Genomic DNA, 25,479 nt, shown 5'->3' on the forward strand with positions numbered 1-25,479 from the left:
CCGTTCCATAAAATCACGCGCGTGTTTTGTGCCCTGCAAAATCATGCTCGGATAGAAACGTCTGGTGAGGAGCAATCAGGGTGAGCATGACCGAGACACTCGTGGACGCTCCGCCGATGTCACCGCAGGTTCAGGCAAAATCGCCACTGCTTGCGGTCGAGGACCTCCATGTCCATTTTCTGACCTCGCGCGGCGTGGTGCGGGCCGTCGAAGGCCTCAGCTATCACGTCAATCCGGGCGAGATCGTCGCCATTGTCGGTGAATCGGGGTCGGGCAAGTCGGTCTCGGCGCTGTCGGTCATGCGATTGCTCCCGAAGCACACCGGGCGCATTCCAAGAGGCCGCATCATCTTCAACGGCCGCAATCTGCTCGATCTTGATGACGAACAGATGCGGGAAATCCGCGGCCGCGACATTTCGATGATCTTCCAGGAACCGATGACCTCGCTCAACCCGATCCTCACGATCGGCATGCAGATCACCGAGCCACTCCTCATCCATATGGGCATGACCCAGGAGCAGGCGAAAGCGCGCGCCGTCGAATTGCTGACGCTGGTCGGCATTCCCGATCCGGCGCGGCGGCTCGACCAGTATCCGCACCAGTTCTCCGGCGGCATGCGCCAGCGCGTGATGATCGCGATCGGCCTTGCCTGCAATCCGAGACTCATCATTGCCGACGAGCCGACCACCGCGCTCGACGTCACCATTCAGGCGCAGATCCTCGAACTGATGAAGGATCTGTCGCGGAAGCTGAACATCGCGCTGATCGTCATCACGCATAATCTCGGCGTGGTGGCCCGCTATGCCGACCGCGTGATCGTGATGTACGCGGCGAAGCTCGTTGAGGAAGGGGACGCCGACCCGGTCTTCCACCGGCCGCGTCATCCCTACACCATGGGGCTGCTGCGTTCGGTGCCGCGGCTCGACCGGCCGCGCGGCACCAAGCTGGAAACAATTGAGGGCCTGCCACCCAATGCAGCGGCCCCGCCCGCCGGCTGCCGCTTCGCCCCGCGCTGCCCTTACAAGATTGCAGTCTGCGACCAGGAGCCGCCACTTTACAAGACCGACACCGGCGGCCTGTCGCGTTGCCATCGCCACACCGAGATTGCCGAGGGCAAGATTGTGTGGAGCGCGTCGGAAGCAGGAAGCCGGCAGGTCACAAAAGAAAGCGGACCTCCTCTTTTGTCGGTCAAGAATCTCGTCAAGCATTTCGCCGTCAGCGGCGGTCTGCGCGACAAGTCGGGCGTCGTGCGCGCGGTGCAGGACGTGAACTTCAATATCTATCCGGGCGAGACGCTTGGGCTGGTCGGCGAATCCGGATGCGGGAAGACCACTGTCGGCCGCCTTATTCTGCAACTCGAAGAGCCGACCTCCGGAGAGATCCTGTTCGAAGGCAAGGATCTCGCCAAGACCTCGGCCGCCGAGCTGAAGGCGGTGCGGCGCAAGGTGCAGGTCATCTTCCAGGATCCTTATTCGTCGCTCAATCCGCGTATGACGGTCGGCCAGATCATCGGCGAACCGCTGCATGTCTACAAGCTCGCGCCCGGCAGGAAGGCGCAGGAAGAGCGTGTCGCTCAATTGCTGGAGCAGGTTGGACTGCGTCCCGAAATGGCGACGCGCTACCCGCATCAGCTCTCCGGCGGACAGCGTCAGCGCGTCGGCATCGCGCGGGCGCTGGCGATGGAGCCCTCCTTCATCGTCTGCGACGAGGCGGTGTCGGCGCTCGATGTGTCGATCCAGGGCCAGATCATCAATCTGCTCGAAGACCTGCAACGCAGGCTTGACCTCGCCTATCTTTTTATTGCGCACGATCTCGCGGTCGTTCGCCACATCTCGATGCGCGTCGTTGTGATGTATTTCGGACGGGTCATGGAAGTCGCCGACAGCGACTCCATCTATCGCGGCCCGCTGCACCCCTATACGAAAGTGCTACTCGACGCCGCTCCCGTGCCTGATCCCGCGGTGGAAAAGGGGCGCGCGCCGCGGCTAATCAAAGGCGAATTGCCGAGCCATCTGGCGCCGCCCACGGGATGCGTCTTTAATACACGTTGCCCGCTGGCAAGCGAGGAATGCCGCCAGGTCGTTCCGGAGCTGCGCGAGATACGCCGGGGTCATTTTGCCGCGTGCATCAAAGTGTGAAGATTGCGAGACTGACTTTGGGGCGACTGAACTGAACAAGAATCGGCCGCGAACAAGGCCGGCATACTGAAATCCACGGAGGAAACGAGATGCTGAAAAGATATGGGGCTTTCATCCTCGCGGCAGGGGCACTTGCTTTTGCCACGGGCACGGCCGATGCGCAGACGCCGAAGAGAGGCGGCATTCTCAAATTCGCGGTCAGCGCCGAGCCGCCGAATTACGATTGCCACGGCGCGACATCGTTTGCGTTCATTCACCCGGTCCGGCCGCATTACAACACGCTGTTGAAGTTTGACGAGCCGAACTATCCGAAGGTCAAAGGTGATCTGGCGCAATCATGGACGGTGTCACCGGACGGGCTCACCTACACGTTCAAGCTGAAGCCCAACATCAAATTCCACGACGGCTCGCCGATGACGTCAGCCGACGTGAAAGCCACCTATGAGCGCATCGCCACTCCGCCGGCAGGCGTGGTGTCGATCCGCAAGGCCGCCTATGAAGACGTTGCCTCAATCGAGACACCCGATCCGCAGACGGTCGTTTTTAAGCTGAAGGCGCGCAACGCCTCGATGCTGACCAATTTCGCCTCGCCCTGGGATTGCATCTACAGCGCGGCGAAGCTGAAGCAAGATCCCAAATTCCCCGAAAAGAACGTAATGGGGACGGGCCCGTTCAAGTTCGTTGAACATGCGGCCGGCTCGCACTGGGTCGGTGAGCGCTTTGCCGACTATTTCGAGAAAGGCAAGCCCTATCTCGACGGCTATCGCGCGATCTTCATCCGCAACACGGCGGCGCGCGTGAATGCGTTGCAGGCTGGCGAAGTGCTGGCCGAATTCCGCGGACATTCTCCTGCCGATCAGACCAAGCTTGTCAATGCTCTTGGCGACAAGGTGAATGTGCATGAATCGCCTTGGGTGTGCAGCCTGGTTGTCACCTTCAACACAGAGAAAAAGCCATTCGACGATGCCCGGGTGCGGCGCGCACTTTCGCTCGCTATCGACCGCTGGCAGGGTGCACAGGCGTTGTCCAAGATCGCGCTGGTCCGCCATGTCGGCGGCTTGTTGCGGCCGGGCTATGAGCTCGCCGTTAGCGAAAAGGAGATCGTGCAGTATCCGGGCTATGGCAAGGACATCAGCAAGGCGCGCGCCGAAGCCAAGAAGCTTCTGGCAGACGCCGGCGTAAAGGACCTGAAGTTCAAGTTCCTCAATCGCAATGTGCCGATGCCCTATACGCCGGTCGGCGTGTTCGTGATCGACCAATGGCGCCAGATCGGCGTCACCGCCGAACATGACCAGCCGGAGACCAAGGCTTATATCGGCAATCTGCGTAGCGGCAATTACGACGTCGGTCTCGACTTCAATTGCGACGCGGTCGACGATCCCAACCTGCAGCTGCTTAAATACATCTCGGCCGACAAGTCGTCGATCAATTACGGCCGCTACAACGACCGCAAGCTTGACGACCTGTACGAGAAGCAGAAGCGGGAGCTCGATCCCAAGAAGCGGATGGCGCTGCTGCGTGATTTCGAGAAACACGCCCTCACCGAGGCCTATACCTTCCCGACCATCTGGTGGCACCGCATCATCGTAAACTGGAAACAGTTGAAAGGCTGGCACATGTCGCCAAGCCACTACATCAACCAGGACCTCCAGGACGTCTGGCTGGACCAGTAAATGCCTAGTCGCCGGGCGGCCTGCACGCCGCCCGGCTTTTCTCCTTTCCGGTGTGTAACTTCGCTATGCTCCGCTACACCATCCATCGCCTGCTGCTGATGATCCCGACCCTGTTCGGCGTCGCGGTTCTCGTTTTCGTATTGTTGCGCATGATGCCGGGCGACATCGTCGAACTGCGGCTCCTCATGGACGGCGGGCAGGTGAGCCCGGAGGCGCTCGCCACCGAACGCGCCCGTCTCGGCCTCGACAAGTCGCTCTGGTTGCAATTCTACGACTGGATAACCGGCATCATGGTCGGGGATTTCGGCACCTCGATGTGGACCGGACGTCCGGTAATCGACGAAATCGGCAGCCGGCTGGGATTGTCGCTGCAGGTCGCCATCATGGCGACGGTCCTCGCGATCATTATCGCCATCCCGCTCGGCACCATTGCGGCGCTCTACAACAATTCATGGATCGATCACGCCATCCGCGTCTTCGCGATTGCGGGGCTCGCCGTGCCCTCTTTCTGGCTCGGCATGCTCATCATCCTCGCGCTGCTCTACAGCTTTGAATGGATTCCGCCGCTGACCTATGTCCCGATCTGGGAGGATCCGCTGCACAATCTGTCGCAGCTCATCTGGCCGGCGATCGCGGTGGGTTATCGCTATTCCGCCGTCGCGACGCGCATGACACGTTCCACACTGCTGGAAGTGCTGCATGAGGATTACATCCGCACCGCGCGCGCAAAGGGCGTTTATGAGCGCCTGGTCATTTCACGCCACGCCGTCCGCAATGCCATGCTGCCGGTCGTGACCGTCGTCGGCCTCGAATTCGCCTTCCTGATCGGAGGGCTCGTGGTGACGGAGCAGGTCTTTAACCTGAACGGCATCGGAAAGCTGTTCGTCGAGACCGTGACCCGTAACGACTACACGATGGTGCAGGCCCTCGTCATGCTGGTCGCGGCGTTCTTCATTCTGATCAATTTTGTGGTCGATCTGCTCTACGCCGTGCTCGACCCGCGTATCCGGTACAGCTGACATGACGACGATCACCACGACCGAGATCCCGTATCGCACGCGCAAGGTTCGCCATCCGATCATCGAATTCATCCGCGCGCAGCCAACCGGCAGCGCCGGCATGGCCTTCATCGTCATTCTCTTTTTGTGCGGTGTGCTCGCGGAATTTGTCGCGCCCTACGACCCGCTGGCGCTGGATTACGGTGCGATGCTTGCCCCGCCATCCTGGGAGCACTGGATGGGGACCGATGCCTTCGGGCGGGATGTGTTCTCGCGCATCATCTACGGTGCGCGTACCGCGCTGGCGGTGGGTTTCTTCGCCTCCCTGCTCGGCTCTGGCATCGGGGCGATGATCGGCGTGATCTCCGCCTATTTCGGCGGACGCATCGACATGATCATCGAGCGATTCATGGACGTACTGCTCGCCTTCCCGATCATCGTGCTGGCGCTCGCCGTTGTCGCCGTGCTTGGCAAATTTCCGGTCATGGGGCTTGACGTCAACCTGATCATCGCGATCGCCATCCCGATGATCCCGAAGATCGCGCGCGTGGTGCGTTCGGCAGCGCTGGCGATCCGTGGCTTGCCCTACGTCGACGCCGCGCGCGCCGCCGGCTACAGCCATCCACGCATCATCTTCCGCCATATCGCGCCCAACGTCGTGGCGCCGTTCCTGATCATGTTCACAGCTTTTATCGCGCAGGCGATCCTGCTCGAGGCTTCGCTGTCCTTCCTCGGGCTCGGCGTCACCGAGCCGACCCCGGCCTGGGGCCTGATGCTGTCCGGCACCTCGCAGGAATTCTACAGCCAGGCACCCTGGATGATCATTTTCCCAGGCATCGCCATCAGCCTTGCAGTTTTCGCATTCAACCTGTTCGGCGACAGCCTGCGCGACTTCCTCGACCCAAGGTTCAAGGTATAACGGGCCAACATCATTTCCATCGTCACGGCCGGGCTGTCCCGGCCATCCACGTCTCGGTTCGTGGCCAAGATGTGGATGACCGGCACAAGACCGGGTTTGACGACCAAGAGGATGGAACCATTACATGCCCGGACCTCTTGCCGGAATCCGCGTTCTCGAACTTGCCCGCGTGCTGGCGGGACCATGGGCCGGGCAGATTCTCGCCGACCTCGGCGCAGACGTGATCAAGGTCGAGCGCGAAGGTCTGGGCGACGACACCCGGCAATGGGGTCCGCCCTTTGTCGAAGGCAAGAACGGTGAAAATCTCGGCGGCTCCTATTATCATTCCTGCAACAGAGGAAAGAGGTCGATCGCGCTCAATTTCGAGAGCGAGCGCGGCCGGCGCATCGCACACAAGCTCGCCATGCGCTCCGACATCCTCGTGGAAAACTTCAAGCTCGGCGGATTAAAGAAGTTCGGGCTCGATTACGAGAGTTTGTCCGCCGAAAATCCTCGCCTGATCTATTGCTCGATCACCGGCTTCGGCCAGACCGGTCCCTATGCTCACCGCGCCGGCTATGACCTGATCATCCAGGGGATGGGCGGGATCATGAGCATCACCGGCGAGCCGGAGCGCGAACCGATGCGACTCGGCGTCGCCTTCGCCGATGTGTTTACCGGCGTTTATTCGGTTGTCGGCATCCTCGCGGCGCTGCACAAACGCGAGCGCACCGGCTGCGGCTCGTATGTTGACATGGCATTGTTCGATACCATGACGAGCGTGCTGGCGAACCAGGCGCTGAGCTATCTGGTGTCCGGGGAGGTGCCCACCCGCATGGGCAACGCGCACCCGACCGTGGTGCCGTATCAAGTGTTCCCGACCTCGGACGGGCACATGATCATCGCCGTCGGAAATGACGGGCAATATGCGAAATTCTGCCAGATCCTCGGCGTCCCCGAACTGGCGCAGGACACCCGCTACAAGACCAACGGCGACCGCGTGGTCAATCGCGGCACGCTGATCCCGCAATTGACCGCCCTGACCGCGCAGCGCACCCGCGCCGACCTTCTGGAAAAATGCGAAGCGGCCGGCGTGCCGGCCGGACCCATCAACACCATCGACGAGGTGTTCAGAGACCCGCAGATCGTGGCGCGCGGCATGCAGATCGCGCCGAAAAGCGACCTGGCGAAAGGCGGCGCCATTCCCGGCGTGCGCACACCGCTGGTGATCAACGGAAGGCCGACAGAGTCCGACTTGGCGCCGCCCGATGTCGGGCAGCACACGCAGGAGATTTTGCGGGAGATCGGGGAGATATAACTCTCTCCGTCACCTTGAGGTGCGAACCGCGTCAGCGGCGAGCATCGAAGGTTACGCGTGATCAGCCGTTACCCACCAATGCGGATATCTTTTTCTCTGCGTGTGCCGCTTCACCTCACGTTATCCCGGATACAGCCCAAGAACCCAAACTAGACCGATCGACAAAAACCTCACCCTTATTTCAGGCTGCAGTTTCGAGCGCCTTGTTGACAGGCTTGCCGACGACCGGACAGGTGCCGGTCACGCGGCACGGCTCGATGCTCTTCTTCGGCGCCAACGCCGACCAGCGGCGCACCGTCGTGCCCGCTTCACCAGGCGCCTGCTGCGCCGCGGTCGGCGGAATAGGCTTGCCTTCGGCGAGAAGCTTCTCAACGCGGCGCAGCCCGAGGAAGGCGGCGCCATATGCGCCGTTTAGCTGACCGAGCCCATCGGGCGCGACGTGGAAACGGGCGCCCAGGCTTTCTTCCAGCGCCTTGACCATCGCCGCGTTGCGCGTCATTCCACCGGTCAGCATGTAACCCGGCTCGATCCCGACACGGCGCATGAGCTGAATCGCACGGCCGCCGAGCGAAATCATCGCGCCCATGACGATGTCTTCCGCCGGTACACCTTTCGACAGATGGCTGATCACCTCCGATTCGGCGAACACCGCGCAAACGCTGCTGATCGGCACCGGGTTTGTGGCGCGCAGCGCATAGGGGCCGAGATCGGCGGTCGTAAGTCCGAGATAGCGGGCGGTCTTTTCGAGAAAAGCGCCTGTGCCGGCGGCGCATTTGTCGTTAAGGCGGAACACCTTCACGCGCCCCTCGCCGTCGACCTTGATGGCCTTGATGTCCTGCCCGCCAATATCGAGGATTGTGCGGGTGTCCGGGTAAAGATGCACCGCGGCCTGCGCATGCGCAGTGAGTTCGGTGATCTGCGTATTGCGGAACGGCACAGTATAGCGGCCGTAGCCCGTGGCGGCGACATAGGTGATCGCTGCGCGGTCGAGGTTGCTGGACTTTAACAGCTCCTCGAACACCGCCTCGGCGGCAAGCGCGAGCTTGAATCCGGTGCGCCGCACCGCCGTGCCGACGACTTCGCTCCGTTCATTGAGCACGATTGCCTTGGAATAGGTCGACCCGATGTCGATACCTGCAACGTGTAGCATGTGCTCCTCCCCTAAGCTGCCACCGGATGCGCCTGACCGCCAAAGACGCGGTCGTGCGAAAACAACGCGGCCCCGAGCGCACCGCAGAAATGCGCGTCCGGGCTGACATTGATCCTGGCGCCGGCGGCTTCCTCGATCAGCTTGACGATGGCGATATTGCGGCTCACCCCGCCGGTGAACGTTACTTCCGACTCGATGCCGACGCGCCGCGCGAGCGACACGCAGCGGCTGGTGATGGCCTGGTGCACGCCCATCAGCACGTCTTCCGGCAAGAGACCTTTTGCAAGATGGCTTATGATCTCCGACTCGGCGAATACGGTGCAGGTTGTTGTGATGCGCACCGGGTTCTGCGACTTGAGCGCCAGCGCCCCGAGCTCGGACAGCGGCATTTCCAGCGCATAGGACGCGGCGCCGAGGAAGCGTCCGGTGCCGGCGGCGCACTTGTCGTTCATGGTGAAATCGCCGACCTGGCCATCCTCCTTGACGCGGATCGCCTTGGTGTCCTGGCCGCCGATGTCAATGACTGTGCGCGTCCCCGGAAACAGCGTGACCGCGCCGCGCGCGTGGCAACTGATCTCGGTGACCTGCTCGCTGCCGAAGGTCACGTTATAGCGGCCATACCCTGTGCCAACGACGCGAACGACATCGGCCTCGCTGATCTTCGCATCGGCGACTGCCGCCCTGAACGCGTCCTGCGCGACGGTGGCCATGCTGGTCTCCATGTCGAGCAGCGCGCGCCCCACGATGGTCTTGTTCTCGTCGATGATCACCGCCTTGGTCTGCGTCGATCCGACGTCAACTCCCGCAACGTATTTCATGCTGCCCTCCCGCTTTCAGACGAAACGGACTTGTTGGCGCGCGGCGCACCGCCGCTCTGGTGCAAGGTTTCGAAGAATGCATCGACGCGGTTCTTGATCTGCGCGTCCGACCAGTAGCGTGGATCGATCAGATCGGATTCGATGTAGAGACTCGGCATCTTCAGCCGCTTGTTGAGGTAGTCGCGGGTGTCGGCCATGCCGGAGGAGACGAATCGGCAGCTCTTGATGCCGTGGAAAACGATGCCGTCGACATCGTAGTCACGTATCTGCTGCGCGAGCCGCTCATGCGCGAAAAACTGATTGGACAGCCCGCGCTGCGCGGCCAGCGCGGTGATCTCGGCGAGGCTTTCTAGCGGCCGCGACGTGTCGTAGACGAGTTCGCCCGCATCCATGCCTCCGGCGGCGAATGTCAAGTAATCCGAATAGGCGAAAACGCCGCCCCAGGTCTCGAACAGCTCGACCAGGCGGCGCATCGACACGTAGCAGGGCGTGCCTGAGAACAAGAGCCTGTAACGCTCCTCGGGAACGCGCCCTTCGCCGCGAGCGACCTTGGCGCGGAGCTCGGCTTCAATATTACGCATGAAGTCGACGCCTTCCTGCGCACCGCGATAGACGTTCATGATGCCGATGTAGGTGAGCCCGTCGAGCATTGCGTTGAACGGCGCCGGGCAGACGCGATTGAGCGCCATGACGTTGTTCCAGTGAAACACCATCTTGTTGACGCGGTCTTCCACTTCGGCGAGGCGATCCATGTCGAAGCGCTTGCCAGTAATGGTCTCGCACTTCTCGATCAGATCGCGAAACTGCGCCTCGACCCAGCGCGCGTCGGCGGCGTGCTGCGCGTCGCCCGGGCGTACCTTCCAGTTTCCTGCGCGCTGACCCGGCAGATCGAGCACGAATGTCGGCGTCTTCAGCAACCGTTCCCAGATTTCGGCCCATTTGATGAAGGTGCTGCACATATTTGATGCGATGGCGATGTCCGCCTTCGGAATGCGGCCGGCCGGGTGCTCGTTCTCCTTCAGGATCAGACCGACATCGGCCTTCACATAGGAGCACACGTCCGGCGACATGCCGTAGTCCTCCGAGAGGCGGATATACTCTTCCGAGGCCTTGCGCACGCCGGTCTGCAGCGAATTGATTTCCGGGAATACCAACTGGAAATCGAAGGTTCGCAGGATCTCGACGGCATTGCCCATCACGAACACATTGGCGACGTGTTGGCCGCGGGCAGGCGCCTGTTCGAGGGCGGTATACCAATCGCGCATCAAACGCTGGCCTTCGACCCGGGCGTCGAACGGTGCGGCAGCGGGCGGAATGGCGTCAACTGTTTCGATTCTCATGGCGTCCTCCTCTAGGCGGCAACCGCGAACAGCAGCGATTCGGCAAAGGTCTCGAGCTGCATCGCCATCTGCTCGAACGAGGTCATCTTCTCCTCGAATTCGAGCACGAGATACTGAATGTCGGTGTTGTCGAGATGCTTCGCCCAGGCGATCTGCTCGTCGAGGCCGGGCTCGCAGAACTTCGCCGCGGTAAGAATAGCGGCATCGGCCTTGCTGGAGCGGATCATCTCCATCAAGTAGCCTTCCTTGGTCTTGCGCTCGTCATGCTGCACCGGACTCGCCGCGGAACGCTCGACAAAGCTCTCCGCCAGCGCCCAGATCGGATCGCCGGCCTCGGGAACGTCCTGCGTGAGCCAGCGCAGCCCGATCAGCAGGTCGTCGTCGACCACATAGCAATTGCTATCAATTGCTTCGAGCATCTCGATTGGTGGCTGCTCACAGAAACCACCGACGAAGACGACGCGCGGCTTGTCCTGGGCCGGCAGGTTGCGCTGGCGGGCGGCATCAAGCGCGCGTTTCAGCAGACCGTTATGCTCCTCGGCCGGCATGCGACTGCGCGCCCGGGTCAACAGATAGGATTCGGTGCAGCTCAGCTTCCACGGCTCGTCACGGCGCAACGCATAAATCTCGCGCAACAGTCTGCGGTTATCGTTGTAGATGCCGATGCTGCGGCGTAACGACTCATCATCGACACTGCGCCCGGATTTCTTTTCCAGTTCGCTGCGCAGGCGCTGAAACTCTGCGGCGATGTAGCGCACCGCACCCGGCGTATTGACGTTCTGCGGCAGATAAAGGATCTGCGAGAGCTGTTCAGGAAAATTGCGCGCCCAGATGCCGGCAAGGTGTTTGGCGGCATCGCAGATCGGGTGGGTGATGAAGCCGGACAACCCCTGCAGCGAGCCATTGAGCCCGAGCTCCGCGGTCGAACGGCAGATCGAGCAGACGAATGAACCCATGCGCGCGTCGGCGTGCTTGAGTTCAAGCCGGTTACCGCCGCCGAGGACCGCGACCGGTAGCAGGCCGGCGGCATGCGCAACCTCCTCCGGGAAATAGACGGGGAAGTGGCCAAGCGTGCCGGCAAAGCCTTCCGGCAGCGAGCCCGCATCCGGGATCGGCGCCATCCGCACGTCATTGCAGTATTCGAGGACGACATTGAGCTCGGCTTCCGCGGTGGTGGCAGTGGTCATGGCCTGCGCTCCTTTCCGGCAAATACGTAATTCGGTACTAGAATGCGTATTTAATGCCACGGGACGCTTTGACTTTGATCAAGGCAGCCGCCAAATTAGCTATCAATCGGCGGCGCGACTCATCCCAGCGCGTCGCGCGCCGATGGGAACAGCATCATGTCTTCCCGCCGCATATGGTCGCCGATGAGTTCGGCGAAGCGCGCGGTGAGCATGCCGAGCCGGCGACCGTCGTTGCTCTCGCACGCCGCCAGCAATTCGTCACGAAGCTGCAGAATCTCGCGATGCTCCGCTTCGAATTGGGCAACCAGACCGGGACCACCGCTCGCCTGCGCATAGGCCGGAAATAGGACGTTGTCCTCCTGGGCGATGTGACGCTCAAGCGGCCCGGCAATCTTGTCGGCGCCACTGGCGACTGCTTCGCGCAATTCAGCATCGGCGCCGGCCGCGAGGGCGAGGAGTCGATCGACCCAGGGCAGCAATTCGGCATGTTCAGCCGATAACTGATCGATCAGAGTGGCATAACTGATTGTGTCGACTGTCATCGCGGCTCTCCTTGCTGAATGTCTTGCGGCGACTCAAGCGGCGGACTGTAATGTCGCCGAAGGTTGAGGCGTCTCCTGAATTATGTGTTGCTGCATTTTCAATCCAAATGCTGTCGGCGATCTTTGCGCCGCCGCATACGCGAAGCACTTGGGCGTTTGCCAACATACGTGTGGTCGCTCTTGGCCGTGTGCGGCTTCGGCCTGGTGGCGGCCGCGATGCGCAGCTCGGAGAGAAAAGTCTTCAGTGGAACCTGATATTCCAGTGCCGCGTCTTCGACGGTGTGCAACGCGCCGACCGGACATCCCGCACACGCCATGCCGTAGTGCATGAACAGCCATACCGTCTCCGGCCATCGACGCATGACATCGTTCACGATGTGGTGCGGCTGAGGAATCCGGTCGGCCATCCGTTTGGTCCAGGCTGCCGTGGTTGCCGGCTGGCCGAGTTCACCGATGACGTGCTTCGGATACTCGGCCTCGCCGGATAGCGATCGCGGCACCAGTGCGGCTGCCGCGACGGAGCTTTAGTTCGTCGCCGCGCCTTGCCGGCCGATACGAACACGCCAGACATCAGGGCCACGTTCGAGATATTCCCAGCTCACTTCGCCGGGCTTTTCCGCCTGAAATTGATAGTAGAGCGGCTTCGGGTCGTGATCGTTCACGAGAACGAAGCCTTCGCCGCCGTTCAATTTCCCATAAGTGTCGAAGATCAGCGCGTGACGCTGTGGTGGCGGGAGCTGTCGTACATCCAAAACCGTACCATTTTCCATTTTCGTCTCCTCTTCAGTTGCTGTGAAGTTGGCAATTATAACATACATTTAAAATATATCTATTTGCTCACGGCGAGGCAAGCTCGCGATCAATCGATATGCGACTCAGGCTCCTTCGTGAGCCACTGTCACAACTTGCTCAGCGGATGGTTGATCATCCACATGCGGATTTGGGCTGAAGTGAGCCAGCTTGCCGGGGACGCCGTCCCAGTCCTTGGCGTCGGCAGGCGCAATGCCACGCACCGTTATGTTGGGCCATTTCGCCGAATATTCACGGTTGAGCGCCAGCCATTGCTCAAGACCCGGTGTGGTGTCCGGATGGATGGCTTGCACGGGGCATTCCGGCTCGCACACCCCGCAATCAATGCATTCGTCCGGGTGGATGACCAGCATGTTCTCGCCGGCGTAGAAGCAGTCCACCGGACAGACCTCGACGCAGTCCATGTGCTTGCACTTGATGCAATTCTCGGTGACGACATAGGGCACGGCGCGCTCCTTCCAATCTGACGAAAGCACCGAACAGCAATTAGACGCTTCGGCGCCTTGATGCCGAAGCTAGCTCTTAAATGATATATTGACAATATTTCTTTTTGCGCAAAGATTGCCGTGGCGACCGGATGTGAAGGACTTGCTGACGGCGGCCACAGACGGAGAGCTTCGATGATCGGCGCCTCACTGTCCCGTTGGACCATGTCGTATTTCGCGGCCGCGCTTCTTGCACTGCTGGCCGCCGAGACCTTGATGGCGTCGGGCTATGGCTTTCCCTTCGCCGAGCTCCGGTCTGTAGAGACGCTCTTTCTGGTGCATCTGGTCGCGCTTGGCTGGCTGAGCCTGCTGATGTCAGGCGCGCTCCTGCAGTTCGTGCCGGTGCTGGTCGCACGGCCGCTCTACAGCGATACCCTGCCGCTCCCGGCGCTGCTCGCGCTTGTTGCCGGGCTCATCGCGCTGCTCGGCGGCTTCCTGCAACTGGACGGACGGCTCACATGGGCCATGCCCCTGCTTCCAATCGCCGGACCGCTGCTCGGCGTTGGGTTCGCTCTCAATCTGTGGAATCTGGGCCGCACGCTGTGGCCCCTGCGCGGCTTGCCCCTGCCGGCGCGCTTTGTCGTGATCGGTCTGCTTAGCGTCGTGGTGACGGTCGCCCTGGGAATCGTCTTTACGCTCGTGCTCAGCGGCACGACCACAAACGAGCGCCTGATTCAGCTCACGGCGGCCGGCGTTCCGATCCACATCATCGCAGGACTCGGCGGCTGGCTGACGTTCAGCGCGATAGGCGTGAGCTACCGGCTGCTCGCCATGTTCATGCTCGCGCCGGATGTCGAGGGCTGGAGCGTTCGTGCTGCCCTCTCGTCCGGAACGCTTGCGCTCGCGCTTGTCATTCTCGGCGGCATCATTGCCGTCTGCCATGGCCTCGAGTTGAACACCTTGCTCGCTGCCGCAGCGGTGCTCGGAGCCGCTGCTCTTGCGGTTTACGTCTTCGATGTCGCTCGGCTCTATCGCGCGCGCAAACGGCGCCACATGGAACTTAACAGCCGCATGGCCGGCCTCGCCCTCGCCTCCCTCGTTGCAGCAGCCACGCTTCTCGCTGCCGCGCTGGCGCGCGGCAGCCTTTCGCACGACGTGGGCGCCATCGTCTTCCTCATCGCGTTCGGATGGCTCTCCGGACTCGGTCTGGCAAAGCTCTACAAGATCGTCGCATTCCTGACCTGGCTCGAATGCTACGGGCCGGTCCTGGGCAAGACGTTGACGCCACGCGTGCAGGACCTGGTCGCGGAGTCGCGCGCAGCCAAATGGTTCTGGCTGTACTTTGCGGCGGTGTGGCTCGGTACCATAGCGCTGATGCTCGATGCGACTGCGGTATTTCGAGCGGCCGCGGCAGTGATGCTTGCCGCGAGCGTCGCCATCATCGCCGAACTCGTTCGTGCGCGGTGCCTCGTCGAGGTAGATGCGGCCAATCGCCTCCCGGCCGGCGCCCACCGCCCACGGCTCTTCCTTTGTGTGTCTCAACAAACCTGAAAGGCCGGTACGATGACAATGACATACATTGATTTGGACGTGCGACCGATCCTGCGCGCTGGCGGCGAGCCATTCGAGCAGATCATGCAGACCATCTCCTCGCTCGAACCGGGAAAGGGACTGCGGCTGTACGCCACGTTCGAGCCGACGCCGCTCTTTCACGTGCTCGGATCCAAGGGTTTCACCCACGAGGCCAAGTCCCTCGACGGCGGCGACTGGGAAGTGCTGTTCCGGCCGACGTCAACGGCTACGCCCGACCAGGCTCAGGCGCTCATATCGCCCAACGACGACTCGGAATGGCCTGCACCGTCGCAGCATCTCGACAACCGCGATCTCGACCCGCCGGAACCGATGGTGCGCATTCTCGCTGCGACCGAGGCGCTGAAGGAGGGTGAGGTGCTTTCTTCGCTGCTCTGCCGCGAGCCGACGTTTCTTCTTCCCGAACTGGCGAAGCGCGGACACCGCTGGCGCGGCGGCTTCGAGGCGGATGGGAAGACCTACAAGATCGTTATACGGGTCGGCGCACGGCGGGAGGCTATGGCATGAGTACCGACGTCAAGAGCGATCTCGCCGACGAGGTCCGCAACGCGCTGCGGACTGTGATCGATCCTGAGCTCGGCTTCAACATCGTCGACCTCGGTCTCATCTACAGCATTGCCGTCGAGAGCGACGTCGCCCTTATCACCATGACTACGACGACGCGCGGCTGCCCGGCCACGAGTTTTCTGAAGGAGGGTGCCCGCGAAAGTGCCAGTACGATCTCCGGCGTGAAAACGGTCGACGTCACGTTGACCTATGACCCCCCGTGGACACCCGAGATGATGAGCGCCGAGGCCAAGAAATATCTCGGCGTGGCCGATGGGGTGGGCTGGTGAACGCGCCTCAACAAAGGCCGGAAACGCGCGACACGCCGACGCTTAGCGACCTGCTGTTGCGCAGTCTCGAAAAGCTGGCGGCGGCGGGAAACGTCGAGGAAGCCTGCCGCCTCGCCGGTCATGCCTGCGTAACCCTGCGGCACAGCGACCCGCATGGCGAACGCCGCTTCAACGCTTTGCTGCATCGGCTGACGAAGCACCTTTCCTGGTAGCCGCGCGAACGCACGCGATTGCGCGGCGAGCGATCAATGTGATGCGCGCGGGCGGGCGAAATGCGGCCCCCGTGTGCCCAGCTTCTTCCCGTGGGGCGGCAAAAAATCGCGTCCTTTCAGCGCGATATCGGCCAGCGTATAGCGGTCGAAGGTGCTGATGAAGGCATTGAGCGCTTCATTGACGACCCGTGGCAGCCCGCAACATCGTGTGAGGATGCACTCATTGCCGATCGAGAAACATTCCACCAGCGTAAAATCCGGCTCCGACAGCCGGATAATGTCGCCAAGCCGAATTTTCTCCGGCGATCGCGCCAGCAGCAGCCCGCCGGAGCGGCCGCGAACGGCTTTCAAGTATCCCGCCCGGGTGAGCACATTCACGACCTTCATCAGATGTGCGCGTGATACGCCATAGACCTTGGCGGTCTCGTCGATCGTGATCAGCCGGTCGCCAGCATTCGCTGCGTAAAGCAGCACGCGCAGGGCGTAATCGGAGAAAGTCGTAAGCCGCAACTGTCCCTCGTTCGCTATGACGCAGCTAGGATGTACGCTTTGATATATATATATATACCGATAGCGGCGGGCAGCAGAATTTATGCATCAAGAGGTAGATGTCCGGGACAAGTTTACATTCCGGCCATCGGCCGGACCGAACTGCAAGGTCCCCCAATTTCATTGGCTGCACTCTGGCTCAGAACTCTGAGGATGGCTGATCATTATTGCTTGAACAGCAATTCCCGCGTCAGATCGCCCAGATGGCGCACGGAGCGCAAGGCACGCTGCAGCAATTCCCGTTCGGTCGCCGACAAGCGTTTTACCGCGACCTTATTGGTGGGCGGATGGCCATGCTCGATGTCATCGATCTGCTGATCGAGGATCAGGCTGAGGAAAATCATCTGCGCCTCCGCCAGCGCTTCGAGATCGCGTTCGCCGCCGAGCTTCAGCGCCATCACCCCGGCGATCCGACGCGGCGTTGCGCGTTCCAGCACGTGATGGCGGATGGCGAGCACCCGCGCCGCAGTGACGATGCCGAACAGGCCGGCCTTCTTGAGATCGATGCGGCCGCGCTCGGTCTTGATGCCGCCGATGAAGTTCAGGCCGGGCTCCACCTCGCCGGCCGCTTCCGCCAGCAACTTGGCGAATTCCACCTGCCCTTTCGCCATTTCAAAGCCGTCGCGCCAGAGCGTTTCGGCTAGCACGTTGGCGCCGTGCACCCCGTGCAGATCGAAGAAAATATCGACCGCCATAAGGTCGGCCGGATTGGAGCGGGTGATCCAGTCCGCGACGCGCTCGCGCCAGGTGGCGAGCGACCCGCGCCATTGCGGGTTCTTCGCCATCACGCCGCCCTTGCAATAAGGCACGCCGACTTCGTGCAGGTAATCGGCAATGTGCACGGCAAGTTCGGCGAACCAGCGATCTTCCGGACCCCCCGGCGCACCGTCCTCGAAGATCAGCGCATTGTCCTGGTCCATTGCCAGAAGGCTTTCGCCGCGGCCGGCCGAGCCGAGCACCGCGACCGAGTAGGCGCAGGGCGGCTCGCCGCGCCCGTCCTGACGCATGCGTTGCTCGGCGAGCACCGCCGCCTGCCGCGTCAGCGCACCGAGCTCACTTGAAATCACCGCCGCGATATCGTGGGATGCAACGCCTTCCGACAAGAGCGAGGATGCGACCTGCGGCAGCTTTGCCCAGGCCTTTCCCAGCTCGTGGACATTCGTCGCCTCATCGATTTCGTCCCCGAGCGAGATCGCCTCGCTCGCACGCAGCCGCAGAAGGTCGCGCGCCGACAGAGCGCCAGCGACCATGCCAAGATTATCCATGACGCCGAGATGGCGGATTTTCAGCCGCTGCATGCGGCCGATGGCACGATAAACGAACGCATCGACCCGTATCACCGCCAGCGGCCGGCTCATGAATTCATGGATTGGCAATCGCAGCGCGTCCGCTCCTCTCGTCGCCAGCGCCCGCAGCACATCGCGCTCTGTGATAATGCCGGCATCGGCGGCGGCCAGCGCCGTGTCATCCTGTCTTCCCGGGCACACGAAAAGCGACGACACCTTTTCGGTGCTCATGCGCGTCAAGGCGTCAGACAACGCCCTGTCACCCGCAATGATTTTCGGCGGCGCGCTCATCACATTGCGGATGCGGTGGCGATAGGGATAGCTGTCGAAGCGCTCGAGCGAACGGACCGGCTGTTCGCGCACCGGCGCCTCCGCCACGTCGCTCCAGCCGGCCTGGTGTTGCTTGTCCAGCACATCGGTCAGCGCGCGGCAGGCCTGCATTGCCTCGGCCAGGGTCCGAATTCCTTTGGCGCGCAAATGCGGAATCAGCGCATTGAAAATATGCGCGGTGGTGATGGCATCACCGAGCGCCGAATGTCGCTCGGTGACTTCGACATCAAGCCAGTTGGCGAGCTGCTCCAGCGAAAGTCCGCCGAAATTCGGCTCCGCCACCAGCATCAGCAGCTGGGTGTCGAGTGCCTTCGGCCGCTTCCAGGCAATTCCGCTGCGCGCGCATTCCCGCTGAATGATCGAGAAATCGAAGCCGAGCGTATGGCCGACGATCACGGCGTCGCCTGCAAATCTCTCGAATTCCTTCCACACCACTGCAAAATCCGGCGCACCGGCAACCATGCCGTCGTCGATCGCGTGAATGGCCGTGGATTGTGCCGGGATCGGCACCGGCGGACGCAACAGGCGGCGGAATGTCTGGTTGGCATCAACCCGCCCGCCAGTGATTTTCACCGCACCAATCTCGACAATGAAGGACTTGTTCGGATCGAGACCCGTGGTCTCGGTATCGATGACGACGCCGTCGAGCGCGATCAGCGGCGTGGCATTGGTGATGGTCATGTCATGTCACCGCAGATCGCGTCGGCCGCTCCTGTTCATGACCGATCCAGCTCGCGCAGCCTGGCGGCCATGGCGGAGACATCCATGCGCCTGATCAATTCTTCCTGCATCTGGACCAGATTGAGCTGCAGAAAACCGCGCGAGGTCGGCGCGTCCTCCGTCAGCAAGTCCTTGTGGATTGGCATCAGGCTGAAGACGCGTTCGGCGAACGGCACGGGAATATCGATCACCCGTTTGGGTGGATGGGTCGTCAATCGCTCCAAATGCAGAGCCAGTTCCGCTCGCGCCTTGCTCCATTGCTCGACCGTCAGCAACGGCGGCACGGGATAGCGGTCGAATACCGAAAGCACGAGCTTGACCAGCGGATCGAGGAGCGCGCGGCGATCTCCACCAGCCTGCGGGGCCAGCACGCCCTCGACCATTTCACCGACCATGGCGAGACCAAGCGGATATCCCTCCCAGCGCGACCGATTCGCCGCCTCAATGAATTCAGGCTCCTTCATCATCACCTTGGCGTAAGGCCCGGAGCGGGCGCGTGCGTATTCGTACATTCCCTTCTGAATCAAGAAGGCGGATTGCGCGTCGATGAAATCGGCCAGATCGCCCACATCGGAGATCGGCGGCTTGCGACGAAAAATGCCGCGCACGAAATCGACAAAACTCATGCCCGCATGTCCTGCATGTTCGCGTTGCAACAGTTCTTTCGCGGTTGCGAACAAACCGTTCTCGGAAAAAAGTCTAACCTCTTCAGCGGGTAAAACATCCCAATTTCGCCGAAAGTCTTATACGGGCGGGCGTGCCGCAATGTTACCATTTTTCATAGACTCGCGACTTGGCATCAAGATCGGGCGCGGAGCAGCGGCAACCAGGGGGGTGTCGCACCCTAGCCGGTCGTCGGCGCCCCTCGGATTTCCATACCTGGCTTCCTACAGGATGCCGGTCAATCGCGGAGGGTATCGCTCCATGGCTACGTCAGAAAACGACCAAGCCCATTGGAAGAAAACCACCAACCTGATGTGGATCATGATCGGGTTGTGGATCTTCTTTGGTTACATCATCCACATGTTCGTCAATGTGCTGAACAAGATCGTAATTCTCGGCTTCCCGCTCGGCTTCTACATGGCCGCGCAAGGCTCGCTGATCGCGTTCGTCGTCATGCTTTTCGTGTTTGCAAAGAAGCAGGACCAGATCGACCGCGAATTCGGCGTCGCTGAAGACGACTGAGGGAGGACAGAACATGGCTACTCAGACTTCAGGCAGCGGCGACTTTATCAACAATCTTGGGAAGATTTACGGCTTCTACGCCGGCGGCTTCCTCCTCTTCGTCGTCTTGCTCGGCATTCTCGAACAAGTCGGCGTTCCGAACCGCGTCCTCGGCTATCTGTTCGTGTTCTTCACGATCGCGGTCTACGCCATCATCGGCGTCCTATCGCGGACCGCGCAGGTGTCGGAATATTATGTCGCCGGCCGGCGTGTTCCGGCGATTTATAACGGCATGGCGACCGGCGCCGACTGGATGTCGGCGGCATCCTTCGTCGGCATGGCCGGCACGCTCTTCCTGCTCGGCTATGACGGCCTCGCCTGGGTGCTCGGCTGGACCGGCGGCTACGTGCTCGTCTCGGTGCTGGTCGGTCCGTATCTGCGCAAGTTCGGCGCCTATACGGTTCCCGACTTCATGGCCTACCGGTTCGGCGGCAACTTCGCCCGTTTCATCGGCGTGCTCGTGCTGTTCTCCGCGTCCTTCACTTATGTGACGGCGCAGATTTACGGCACCGGCATCATCGCCTCGCGCTTCCTTGGCATGTCCTTTGAGATCGCGGTGTTCGTGGGCCTTGCCGGCATCCTGCTCTGCTCGATGCTGGGCGGCATGCGGGCGGTGACCTGGACGCAGATCGCCCAGTACATCGTGCTGATCGTCGCCTACCTGACGCCGATCATCATCCTGTCCACCAAGAACTACGGCATTCCGATTCCGCAATTGACCTACGGAGCGGCGATCGCGGACATCACGGCCCGCGAAGCACAGATGCTGAAGGATGGGCTGACGACGGCGGCGACACTCAAGCCGCATATAGCGCCATTCTACACCTACAGCCCGCTGAACTTCTTCGGCATCATCTTCTGCATGATGGTGGGCACGGCATCGCTGCCACACATCCTGATGCGCTATTTCACCACCCCGTCGGTGCGTGAGGCGCGGCAGTCGGTGGCCTGGTCGCTGTTCTTCATCTTCCTGCTGTACTTCTCGGCGCCGGCCTACGCGGCGTTCTCCAAGCTCGAGGTGTACACCAACATCATCGGCAGGGAGTTGACCGATATCCGACCGTGGCTTTTCACCTGGGGCGAACTCGGCCTGATCAAGATCTGCGGTCAGAACGCAGCCAGCATCGACGCTATAGTGGCCGCATGTAAAACCGTCGCCGGCCATCCTGGCGTGGTGCGCCTGCAGGACTTCGTGATCAACACGGACGTGATCGTGCTTTCCACCCCGGAAATCGCGGGACTTCCCTATGTGATCTCGGGTCTGGTCGCCGCCGGCGGTCTTGCCGCCGCGCTCTCGACCGCCGACGGCCTGCTGCTGGCCATCGCAAACGCACTCTCGCACGACATCTATTACAAGATGATCGACCCCAACGCGCCAACGGTCCGGCGTCTGATGGTGGCACGCGTCCTCTTGCTGGTTGTCGCTGTGGGTGCCGCCTCGCTGGCCGCCACCAAACCGGGCGACATTCTCGCGATGGTGGGCTGGGCATTCTCGCTCGCCATGGCGGGCAACTTCCCGGCGCTGATCATGGGCATCTGGTGGAAACGTGCAACAACCACCGGTGCTGTGGCAGGCATGATCGCCGGCTTCGGTCTCTGCATCTTCTATCTCGTCACCACGAGATATTATCCGCAGGCGGGCGTTAGCTGGTTCGGCATGTCGGCACTGACTAATCCGGTCACCGGTGCGCCGCTGGTCGACGTCGCGAAGACCATGGCTGATCCGAAGTGGCTGGCCGACGTTCCGGCAAGCGCGGCAAATCCGCTCCAGTCCAAGATCGGCTGGTTCGGGATGAACAACATCCTGTGCGGATTGCTGGGCATGCCGCTCGGCTTCCTGGTCATCTACGTCGTGAGCTTGATGGGCAAGGAGCCGTCGAGGGAAATGCAGGCCTTCGTCGACGAGATCCGCAAGCCTCGCGGCGGCACCGTGCTGCAAGAGAAGGACTGAGATATTCTCAGACCTTACCGATAACGAGTGGGGCCTTTCGGGGCCCCACTTTTTTTTCGCGACCGAACCATCGCTTTCGGTTACAAGACAGCGGCAAATCAGACAGCGCGGAGCGCCAAGCGTGTCAGCTTCCTTCTGGTCACTCTGGTACTTCCACCTGCCGAACTTCGTTCTGGCGGCGGTGATGTACACCATGCTCGGCCGCGCCCTGCTCGGCCTGATCATGGACGAGAATTCCAAGAACTATATCTGGCGCGGATTTCGTGCGATTACCGACCCGTTCCTCAGAATATTTGCCCTCGTAACGCCGAAAGCCACCGTCCCGGTGGTGCAATGGCTGTTCGGCTTCGTCTGGCTGTTCTGGCTACGAGTGGCGCTGCTCTATGTTTTCCTGTTGATCGGCGCGATTCCGAAGGCGGGATGACAGAGCTATGAGCGAGCGCAATTTCTATTACATCGGCATTGCCTTTTTCGGGATGATCAACGGCATTTTCAATCAGCTCGCGCTGATCTTCGCCCTGATCCATACGCAGATTCTGGCACCGTCCCTCCTCTTCGGCAGTGTGCCTCTGACCCTGATGTTCGCCTCGCTGATGGTATCCACCGGCACGATCATCCTGGCGGGGATACCGGCGGCGATTTATGAGCGCTATGTCGGGGCGAAGGATGATTCGACCGTCGTCTCGCTCTGGATCTGGCTGGCTGGCACCGCCATCCTGACCCTGCCGGCGATCAGCAATTTTCTTCAATTCGGCCTCTAAGCGAGCCGCCAAACCGTCAAAAATGCTGGTATGGTTTGGCGAGCCTGGAACCTCGTCCGCTTCGGCGGCGTTTGAGGGTTGGTTTTTACGCGCTGGCAATCTTCTGGCACGACACTTGCGTTAGAATTCGTGTCTGGATGGAAGCTTGCCGAGGGGGTGTTCTCGAGGAGACAGCCCGATGAGCGGATTTTCTGACCGGTTTGCTCAGTGCGCATGGTCCGCGACCGCCTGCGACGCGGCCTTTGTCTTCATGGCGGCCCTGATTTTGATGTTTGCCTTCAGTTTCGACCCCGCCTTGGCGCTGAAAATCGGCGCAGGCGTCGCCCTGGTCTTTGCTTTGCGTCTGATCCACCGGCTGAATGAGCTTCAGAAAAAGGGCATTTGCCAAACTGAAATCTGGCAATTCATGAAGCCCGAGGAGCTGCCGCATGGCGCGTCCGCCATCAGGCAGGCCCAGGAGCGCCTGGAGGAAATCCTGCTTCGTTTCGCCAAGGGTGCGGCGGCCGTTTCCGCTGCCCTGTTCGGAACCGCTTTTGTCATCACGCTGAATTGAAAAGCCGGCCCGCGCCGCGTTCCATCGCCGAGGTTAAAATCCCCTCGGATGCACGCGCGAGGGCGACATGGAGCATATGCGGCGGGTAGCGTATGAGACCGTCCTGCGCGCCTGCGGCTTCTCATCGCTCGCCATTTTCTGCGTGATGATCGGCATGTCGTTCGATCCCCGGCGCGCCTTCCAGGCGGGCGGGTTCCTCACCACCGTCATGGCCTTTGTTCTGATCTTGAAGTCGCGCGAGGCGCTGACCAAGGATTATCGCAAGACCGAGATGTGGCTCTACGTCGACAAGCAATTCCGTCCGCCGGAAGCCTACGCCCAATGGGCGAGCGCGACCATCCTGCGCGACACCTATCTCACCTTCGCGATGTGGACGGCGCTGATCTCGATAGCGATGTGGGGGCTGGCTCTGATCTTCTCTCTCATCGGCACGACGTCAACCTACACCTTCGACTATTCGCCGGCGGTCAAAAAGAATTCGTTTATCGCGGAGCGACAGGCACGGCCCGCAGATGATGCAGCGGCCGCGCGGAGGACAAGGCCCGCGCCGTCGATCCGCTACCAGGTATTGCCGTAAACCAAACCCCACTCGCATTGTTGCAACGCAGGATAACCTGCGGCGAAAGACCGCTTGCGGCGATGCCGCGATGTGACATCGTTATCAGCATGTCGCCGCGATTCTCTCGCATTCGCGAAAAGCGCCGCCTCTGCGGATGCATCAGCATAATCGCTTACTTTCCGTTACGGGCCCTGTCATGCCCCTGACATGCCGGTCGCCGATTCAGCTCGCGCAATGGCTGGAGGTTTGTGATGTCGGACAGTTACATCATTGAAGTTGGTGGCGGGGCGGCCGGATTGGTCGTGCGCGACGGCGGCAAGTTCCGCTTCTTCGCGGCTAAGAGCGAGTTTGCCGGCCTTGAAGGGCAGTCGTTTAGAAATCCGCGCGAAGCCGAAAAGGCCGCAAGACGTCAGGCTGATTTGCGCAGGGAAAAGCCTCAGTTCCTGCGCTGAGAGCGCCGTCTCGATGCTGATCCCGAAGTGAAGAATGAGAGTTGCACGCCAATGCAAACTCGAACGCTATAACCATTTGCTTTTTAACTCTTCTTGATGCGCATCTGTGTCTTGACTTGCCGGACCAATCCGCGCATGGCACAGCGCCATGCATGCCCATGCGCACGATCACGGCGGACACCAACACGCGCCGCGTGACTTTGGACGCGCGTTTGCAATTGGCGTCACGCTCAATACGCTTTTTGTTGTTGTCGAAGTCATCTTCGGCCTGATTAGCAATTCCACGGCGCTGCTCGCCGACGCGGCTCATAATGTCAGCGACATTCTCGGCTTGCTGATCGCCTGGGGCGCGGCGGCACTGACACAGCGCCCGCCGACCGAGCGTTTCACCTATGGCCTGCGCAGTTCCTCCATTCTGGCCGCCCTGTTCAATGCCATGTTTCTTCTGGTCGCGGTCGGCGCCATCGGAGGGGAGGCCCTTCTCCGGTTCGTCACGCCGCAGCCGGTGGCGAGCGGGACCATCATGATCGTCGCGGCTGTCGGTATCCTGATCAACGGCCTCACCGCCTGGCTGTTCGTGTCCGGCCGCAAGAGCGACATCAATATCGAAGGCGCCTTTCTGCACATGGCGGCGGACGCCGCAGTCTCTGCCGGTGTCGTTATTGCCGGCGCGGCCATTCTTGTGACCGGCTGGCTCTGGTTCGACCCGCTGGCCAGCCTCGTGATCTGCGCCGTCATTCTGTGGAGCACGTGGACGCTCCTGGCGCGATCGGTGCGCATGTCGCTCGATGCGGTGCCGGATGCGATCGATCCGCAGGAGGTGCGGACATTTCTCGCGGGGTTGCCGGGCGTCAGCGACGTCCATGACCTGCATATCTGGCCGATCAGCACGACAAACACCGCGCTGACCTGCCATCTTGTAATGACCGGCGGTCATCCTGGCGATCAATTCCTGTCAAAGCTGACGCACGATCTGGACCATCGCTTCTCAATCGATCACGCCACGGTCCAGATCGAGCACGAAAAGCTGCAGATTTGTCTGAAAACCGCGGACGACTGTTCTGCAAGAGTTTGAAAGGACCGGCGCTCCCTCCGAGGCAATGGGAGCATACCGGGGCAACCGCTCCAAATCGCCCCTTGGATACATTTCAATCCCGCG

Annotated in this window: 28 protein-coding genes; 17 read left to right on the top strand and 11 right to left on the bottom strand. The window is 61.3% G+C overall.

Annotated elements, in window-relative coordinates; all coding sequences use genetic code 11:
- The first annotated feature begins 86 nt into the window (after positions 1 to 86).
- From RO009_04745 to RO009_04765, 5 genes are all read left to right on the top strand, one after another.
- Entirely contained in the window at positions 87 to 2,138 is a 2,052-nt protein-coding gene (locus RO009_04745; GenBank protein MDT3684335.1) for an ABC transporter ATP-binding protein, read from the top strand.
- Positions 2,139 to 2,227: 89 nt separating this feature from the next.
- Positions 2,228 to 3,811 (top strand): ABC transporter substrate-binding protein, encoded by a 1,584-nt coding sequence (locus RO009_04750; protein MDT3684336.1) that lies wholly within the window; start codon positions 2,228 to 2,230, stop codon positions 3,809 to 3,811.
- A gap of 65 nt (positions 3,812 to 3,876) precedes the next feature.
- Positions 3,877 to 4,830 (top strand): ABC transporter permease, encoded by a 954-nt coding sequence (locus RO009_04755; protein MDT3684337.1) that lies wholly within the window; start codon positions 3,877 to 3,879, stop codon positions 4,828 to 4,830.
- 1 nt (position 4,831) lies between these two features.
- Positions 4,832 to 5,728 (top strand): ABC transporter permease, encoded by an 897-nt coding sequence (locus tag RO009_04760; GenBank protein MDT3684338.1) that lies wholly within the window; start codon positions 4,832 to 4,834, stop codon positions 5,726 to 5,728.
- Between the two features lie 124 nt (positions 5,729 to 5,852).
- Positions 5,853 to 7,025, top strand: coding sequence for a CaiB/BaiF CoA-transferase family protein (locus RO009_04765; protein MDT3684339.1), 1,173 nt, complete (start codon positions 5,853 to 5,855; stop codon positions 7,023 to 7,025).
- 181 nt (positions 7,026 to 7,206) lie between these two features.
- Here RO009_04765 and RO009_04770 read toward each other — a convergent pair whose 3' ends face one another.
- From RO009_04770 to RO009_04805, 8 genes are all read right to left on the bottom strand, one after another.
- Positions 7,207 to 8,175: an acyl-CoA dehydratase activase gene (locus RO009_04770; GenBank protein MDT3684340.1), complete on the bottom strand. Its 969-nt coding sequence runs from the start codon at positions 8,173 to 8,175 to the stop codon at positions 7,207 to 7,209.
- An 11-nt stretch (positions 8,176 to 8,186) separates the two neighbouring features.
- Complete coding sequence (locus tag RO009_04775; GenBank protein MDT3684341.1) at positions 8,187 to 8,993, bottom strand: acyl-CoA dehydratase activase; 807 nt, start codon at positions 8,991 to 8,993, stop codon at positions 8,187 to 8,189.
- Entirely contained in the window at positions 8,990 to 10,333 is a 1,344-nt protein-coding gene (locus tag RO009_04780; GenBank protein ID MDT3684342.1) for a 2-hydroxyacyl-CoA dehydratase family protein, read from the bottom strand. The genes RO009_04775 and RO009_04780 overlap by 4 nt, the downstream gene beginning before the upstream one ends.
- Before the next feature lie 11 nt (positions 10,334 to 10,344).
- Positions 10,345 to 11,520 (bottom strand): 2-hydroxyacyl-CoA dehydratase, encoded by a 1,176-nt coding sequence (locus RO009_04785; GenBank protein MDT3684343.1) that lies wholly within the window; start codon positions 11,518 to 11,520, stop codon positions 10,345 to 10,347.
- Positions 11,521 to 11,639: 119 nt separating this feature from the next.
- Positions 11,640 to 12,062, bottom strand: coding sequence for a hemerythrin domain-containing protein (locus RO009_04790; GenBank protein ID MDT3684344.1), 423 nt, complete (start codon positions 12,060 to 12,062; stop codon positions 11,640 to 11,642).
- Positions 12,063 to 12,160: 98 nt separating this feature from the next.
- A complete protein-coding gene (locus RO009_04795; GenBank protein ID MDT3684345.1) occupies positions 12,161 to 12,562 on the bottom strand; it encodes a DUF1858 domain-containing protein in 402 nt (133 codons plus the stop codon).
- A 24-nt stretch (positions 12,563 to 12,586) separates the two neighbouring features.
- Positions 12,587 to 12,832 carry a DUF2249 domain-containing protein gene (locus RO009_04800; GenBank protein MDT3684346.1) on the bottom strand — a complete coding sequence of 82 codons (246 nt, stop codon included), beginning with the start codon at positions 12,830 to 12,832 and terminating at the stop codon, positions 12,587 to 12,589.
- A 105-nt stretch (positions 12,833 to 12,937) separates the two neighbouring features.
- Positions 12,938 to 13,318 carry a ferredoxin family protein gene (locus RO009_04805; GenBank protein MDT3684347.1) on the bottom strand — a complete coding sequence of 127 codons (381 nt, stop codon included), beginning with the start codon at positions 13,316 to 13,318 and terminating at the stop codon, positions 12,938 to 12,940.
- A gap of 174 nt (positions 13,319 to 13,492) precedes the next feature.
- On the opposite strand from RO009_04805, the gene RO009_04810 reads away from it, so the two are divergent.
- The 4 genes from RO009_04810 to RO009_04825 are packed head-to-tail and all read left to right on the top strand — an operon-like array spanning position 13,493 to position 15,935.
- On the top strand, positions 13,493 to 14,848 hold the full coding sequence (locus tag RO009_04810; GenBank protein MDT3684348.1) for a hypothetical protein: 1,356 nt from the start codon (positions 13,493 to 13,495) through the stop codon (positions 14,846 to 14,848).
- 12 nt (positions 14,849 to 14,860) lie between these two features.
- Complete coding sequence (locus RO009_04815; protein MDT3684349.1) at positions 14,861 to 15,394, top strand: DUF2249 domain-containing protein; 534 nt, start codon at positions 14,861 to 14,863, stop codon at positions 15,392 to 15,394.
- Positions 15,391 to 15,723 carry a metal-sulfur cluster assembly factor gene (locus RO009_04820; GenBank protein ID MDT3684350.1) on the top strand — a complete coding sequence of 111 codons (333 nt, stop codon included), beginning with the start codon at positions 15,391 to 15,393 and terminating at the stop codon, positions 15,721 to 15,723. Before RO009_04815 ends, RO009_04820 begins: the two co-directional genes overlap by 4 nt.
- Positions 15,720 to 15,935, top strand: coding sequence for a hypothetical protein (locus RO009_04825; protein ID MDT3684351.1), 216 nt, complete (start codon positions 15,720 to 15,722; stop codon positions 15,933 to 15,935). The genes RO009_04820 and RO009_04825 overlap by 4 nt, the downstream gene beginning before the upstream one ends.
- Positions 15,936 to 15,968: 33 nt before the next feature.
- Here RO009_04825 and RO009_04830 read toward each other — a convergent pair whose 3' ends face one another.
- The 3 genes from RO009_04830 to RO009_04840 form a co-directional block, all read right to left on the bottom strand.
- The gene (locus tag RO009_04830) at positions 15,969 to 16,445 is read right to left on the bottom strand and encodes an Rrf2 family transcriptional regulator (GenBank protein MDT3684352.1); all 477 of its coding nucleotides are present in this window, start codon (positions 16,443 to 16,445) and stop codon (positions 15,969 to 15,971) included.
- 203 nt (positions 16,446 to 16,648) lie between these two features.
- Positions 16,649 to 18,781 (bottom strand): DUF294 nucleotidyltransferase-like domain-containing protein, encoded by a 2,133-nt coding sequence (locus RO009_04835; GenBank protein MDT3684353.1) that lies wholly within the window; start codon positions 18,779 to 18,781, stop codon positions 16,649 to 16,651.
- 35 nt (positions 18,782 to 18,816) lie between these two features.
- Entirely contained in the window at positions 18,817 to 19,446 is a 630-nt protein-coding gene (locus RO009_04840) for a hypothetical protein (GenBank protein MDT3684354.1), read from the bottom strand.
- 298 nt (positions 19,447 to 19,744) lie between these two features.
- Here RO009_04840 and RO009_04845 point away from each other — a divergent pair, with 298 nt between their 5' ends.
- The 8 genes from RO009_04845 (at position 19,745) to RO009_04880 (ending at position 25,395) form a co-directional block, all read left to right on the top strand.
- The gene (locus tag RO009_04845; GenBank protein ID MDT3684355.1) at positions 19,745 to 20,005 is read left to right on the top strand and encodes a DUF4212 domain-containing protein; all 261 of its coding nucleotides are present in this window, start codon (positions 19,745 to 19,747) and stop codon (positions 20,003 to 20,005) included.
- A 13-nt stretch (positions 20,006 to 20,018) separates the two neighbouring features.
- Entirely contained in the window at positions 20,019 to 21,995 is a 1,977-nt protein-coding gene (locus tag RO009_04850) for a sodium:solute symporter family protein (GenBank protein MDT3684356.1), read from the top strand.
- A 121-nt stretch (positions 21,996 to 22,116) separates the two neighbouring features.
- Positions 22,117 to 22,419, top strand: coding sequence for a hypothetical protein (locus RO009_04855; GenBank protein MDT3684357.1), 303 nt, complete (start codon positions 22,117 to 22,119; stop codon positions 22,417 to 22,419).
- 7 nt (positions 22,420 to 22,426) lie between these two features.
- A complete protein-coding gene (locus RO009_04860; protein MDT3684358.1) occupies positions 22,427 to 22,756 on the top strand; it encodes a hypothetical protein in 330 nt (109 codons plus the stop codon).
- Between the two features lie 178 nt (positions 22,757 to 22,934).
- On the top strand, positions 22,935 to 23,309 hold the full coding sequence (locus tag RO009_04865; GenBank protein MDT3684359.1) for a hypothetical protein: 375 nt from the start codon (positions 22,935 to 22,937) through the stop codon (positions 23,307 to 23,309).
- 67 nt (positions 23,310 to 23,376) lie between these two features.
- The gene (locus RO009_04870; GenBank protein MDT3684360.1) at positions 23,377 to 23,886 is read left to right on the top strand and encodes a hypothetical protein; all 510 of its coding nucleotides are present in this window, start codon (positions 23,377 to 23,379) and stop codon (positions 23,884 to 23,886) included.
- A 233-nt stretch (positions 23,887 to 24,119) separates the two neighbouring features.
- Entirely contained in the window at positions 24,120 to 24,320 is a 201-nt protein-coding gene (locus RO009_04875) for a hypothetical protein (protein ID MDT3684361.1), read from the top strand.
- A 148-nt stretch (positions 24,321 to 24,468) separates the two neighbouring features.
- A complete protein-coding gene (locus RO009_04880; GenBank protein ID MDT3684362.1) occupies positions 24,469 to 25,395 on the top strand; it encodes a cation diffusion facilitator family transporter in 927 nt (308 codons plus the stop codon).
- Positions 25,396 to 25,479 lie beyond the last annotated feature (84 nt).

The sequence above is a fragment of the Pseudorhodoplanes sp. genome, from assembly GCA_032027085.1.
Lineage (GTDB): Bacteria > Pseudomonadota > Alphaproteobacteria > Rhizobiales > Xanthobacteraceae > Pseudorhodoplanes.

Coding starts and splice junctions, on each gene's coding strand:
- RO009_04850 (MDT3684356.1), top strand. CDS start 20,019: ATGGCTACTCAGACTTCAGGCAGCGGCGACTTTATCAACAATCTTGGG.
- RO009_04790 (MDT3684344.1), bottom strand. CDS start 12,062: ATGACAGTCGACACAATCAGTTATGCCACTCTGATCGATCAGTTATCG.
- RO009_04760 (MDT3684338.1), top strand. CDS start 4,832: ATGACGACGATCACCACGACCGAGATCCCGTATCGCACGCGCAAGGTT.
- RO009_04780 (MDT3684342.1), bottom strand. CDS start 10,333: ATGAGAATCGAAACAGTTGACGCCATTCCGCCCGCTGCCGCACCGTTC.
- RO009_04770 (MDT3684340.1), bottom strand. CDS start 8,175: ATGCTACACGTTGCAGGTATCGACATCGGGTCGACCTATTCCAAGGCA.
- RO009_04810 (MDT3684348.1), top strand. CDS start 13,493: ATGATCGGCGCCTCACTGTCCCGTTGGACCATGTCGTATTTCGCGGCC.
- RO009_04880 (MDT3684362.1), top strand. CDS start 24,469: ATGCATGCCCATGCGCACGATCACGGCGGACACCAACACGCGCCGCGT.
- RO009_04815 (MDT3684349.1), top strand. CDS start 14,861: ATGACAATGACATACATTGATTTGGACGTGCGACCGATCCTGCGCGCT.
- RO009_04785 (MDT3684343.1), bottom strand. CDS start 11,520: ATGACCACTGCCACCACCGCGGAAGCCGAGCTCAATGTCGTCCTCGAA.
- RO009_04840 (MDT3684354.1), bottom strand. CDS start 19,446: ATGAGTTTTGTCGATTTCGTGCGCGGCATTTTTCGTCGCAAGCCGCCG.
- RO009_04765 (MDT3684339.1), top strand. CDS start 5,853: ATGCCCGGACCTCTTGCCGGAATCCGCGTTCTCGAACTTGCCCGCGTG.
- RO009_04755 (MDT3684337.1), top strand. CDS start 3,877: ATGCTCCGCTACACCATCCATCGCCTGCTGCTGATGATCCCGACCCTG.
- RO009_04745 (MDT3684335.1), top strand. CDS start 87: ATGACCGAGACACTCGTGGACGCTCCGCCGATGTCACCGCAGGTTCAG.
- RO009_04750 (MDT3684336.1), top strand. CDS start 2,228: ATGCTGAAAAGATATGGGGCTTTCATCCTCGCGGCAGGGGCACTTGCT.
- RO009_04835 (MDT3684353.1), bottom strand. CDS start 18,781: ATGACCATCACCAATGCCACGCCGCTGATCGCGCTCGACGGCGTCGTC.
- RO009_04865 (MDT3684359.1), top strand. CDS start 22,935: ATGAGCGGATTTTCTGACCGGTTTGCTCAGTGCGCATGGTCCGCGACC.
- RO009_04800 (MDT3684346.1), bottom strand. CDS start 12,832: ATGGAAAATGGTACGGTTTTGGATGTACGACAGCTCCCGCCACCACAG.
- RO009_04820 (MDT3684350.1), top strand. CDS start 15,391: ATGAGTACCGACGTCAAGAGCGATCTCGCCGACGAGGTCCGCAACGCG.
- RO009_04870 (MDT3684360.1), top strand. CDS start 23,377: ATGGAGCATATGCGGCGGGTAGCGTATGAGACCGTCCTGCGCGCCTGC.
- RO009_04775 (MDT3684341.1), bottom strand. CDS start 8,993: ATGAAATACGTTGCGGGAGTTGACGTCGGATCGACGCAGACCAAGGCG.
- RO009_04860 (MDT3684358.1), top strand. CDS start 22,427: ATGAGCGAGCGCAATTTCTATTACATCGGCATTGCCTTTTTCGGGATG.
- RO009_04845 (MDT3684355.1), top strand. CDS start 19,745: ATGGCTACGTCAGAAAACGACCAAGCCCATTGGAAGAAAACCACCAAC.
- RO009_04875 (MDT3684361.1), top strand. CDS start 24,120: ATGTCGGACAGTTACATCATTGAAGTTGGTGGCGGGGCGGCCGGATTG.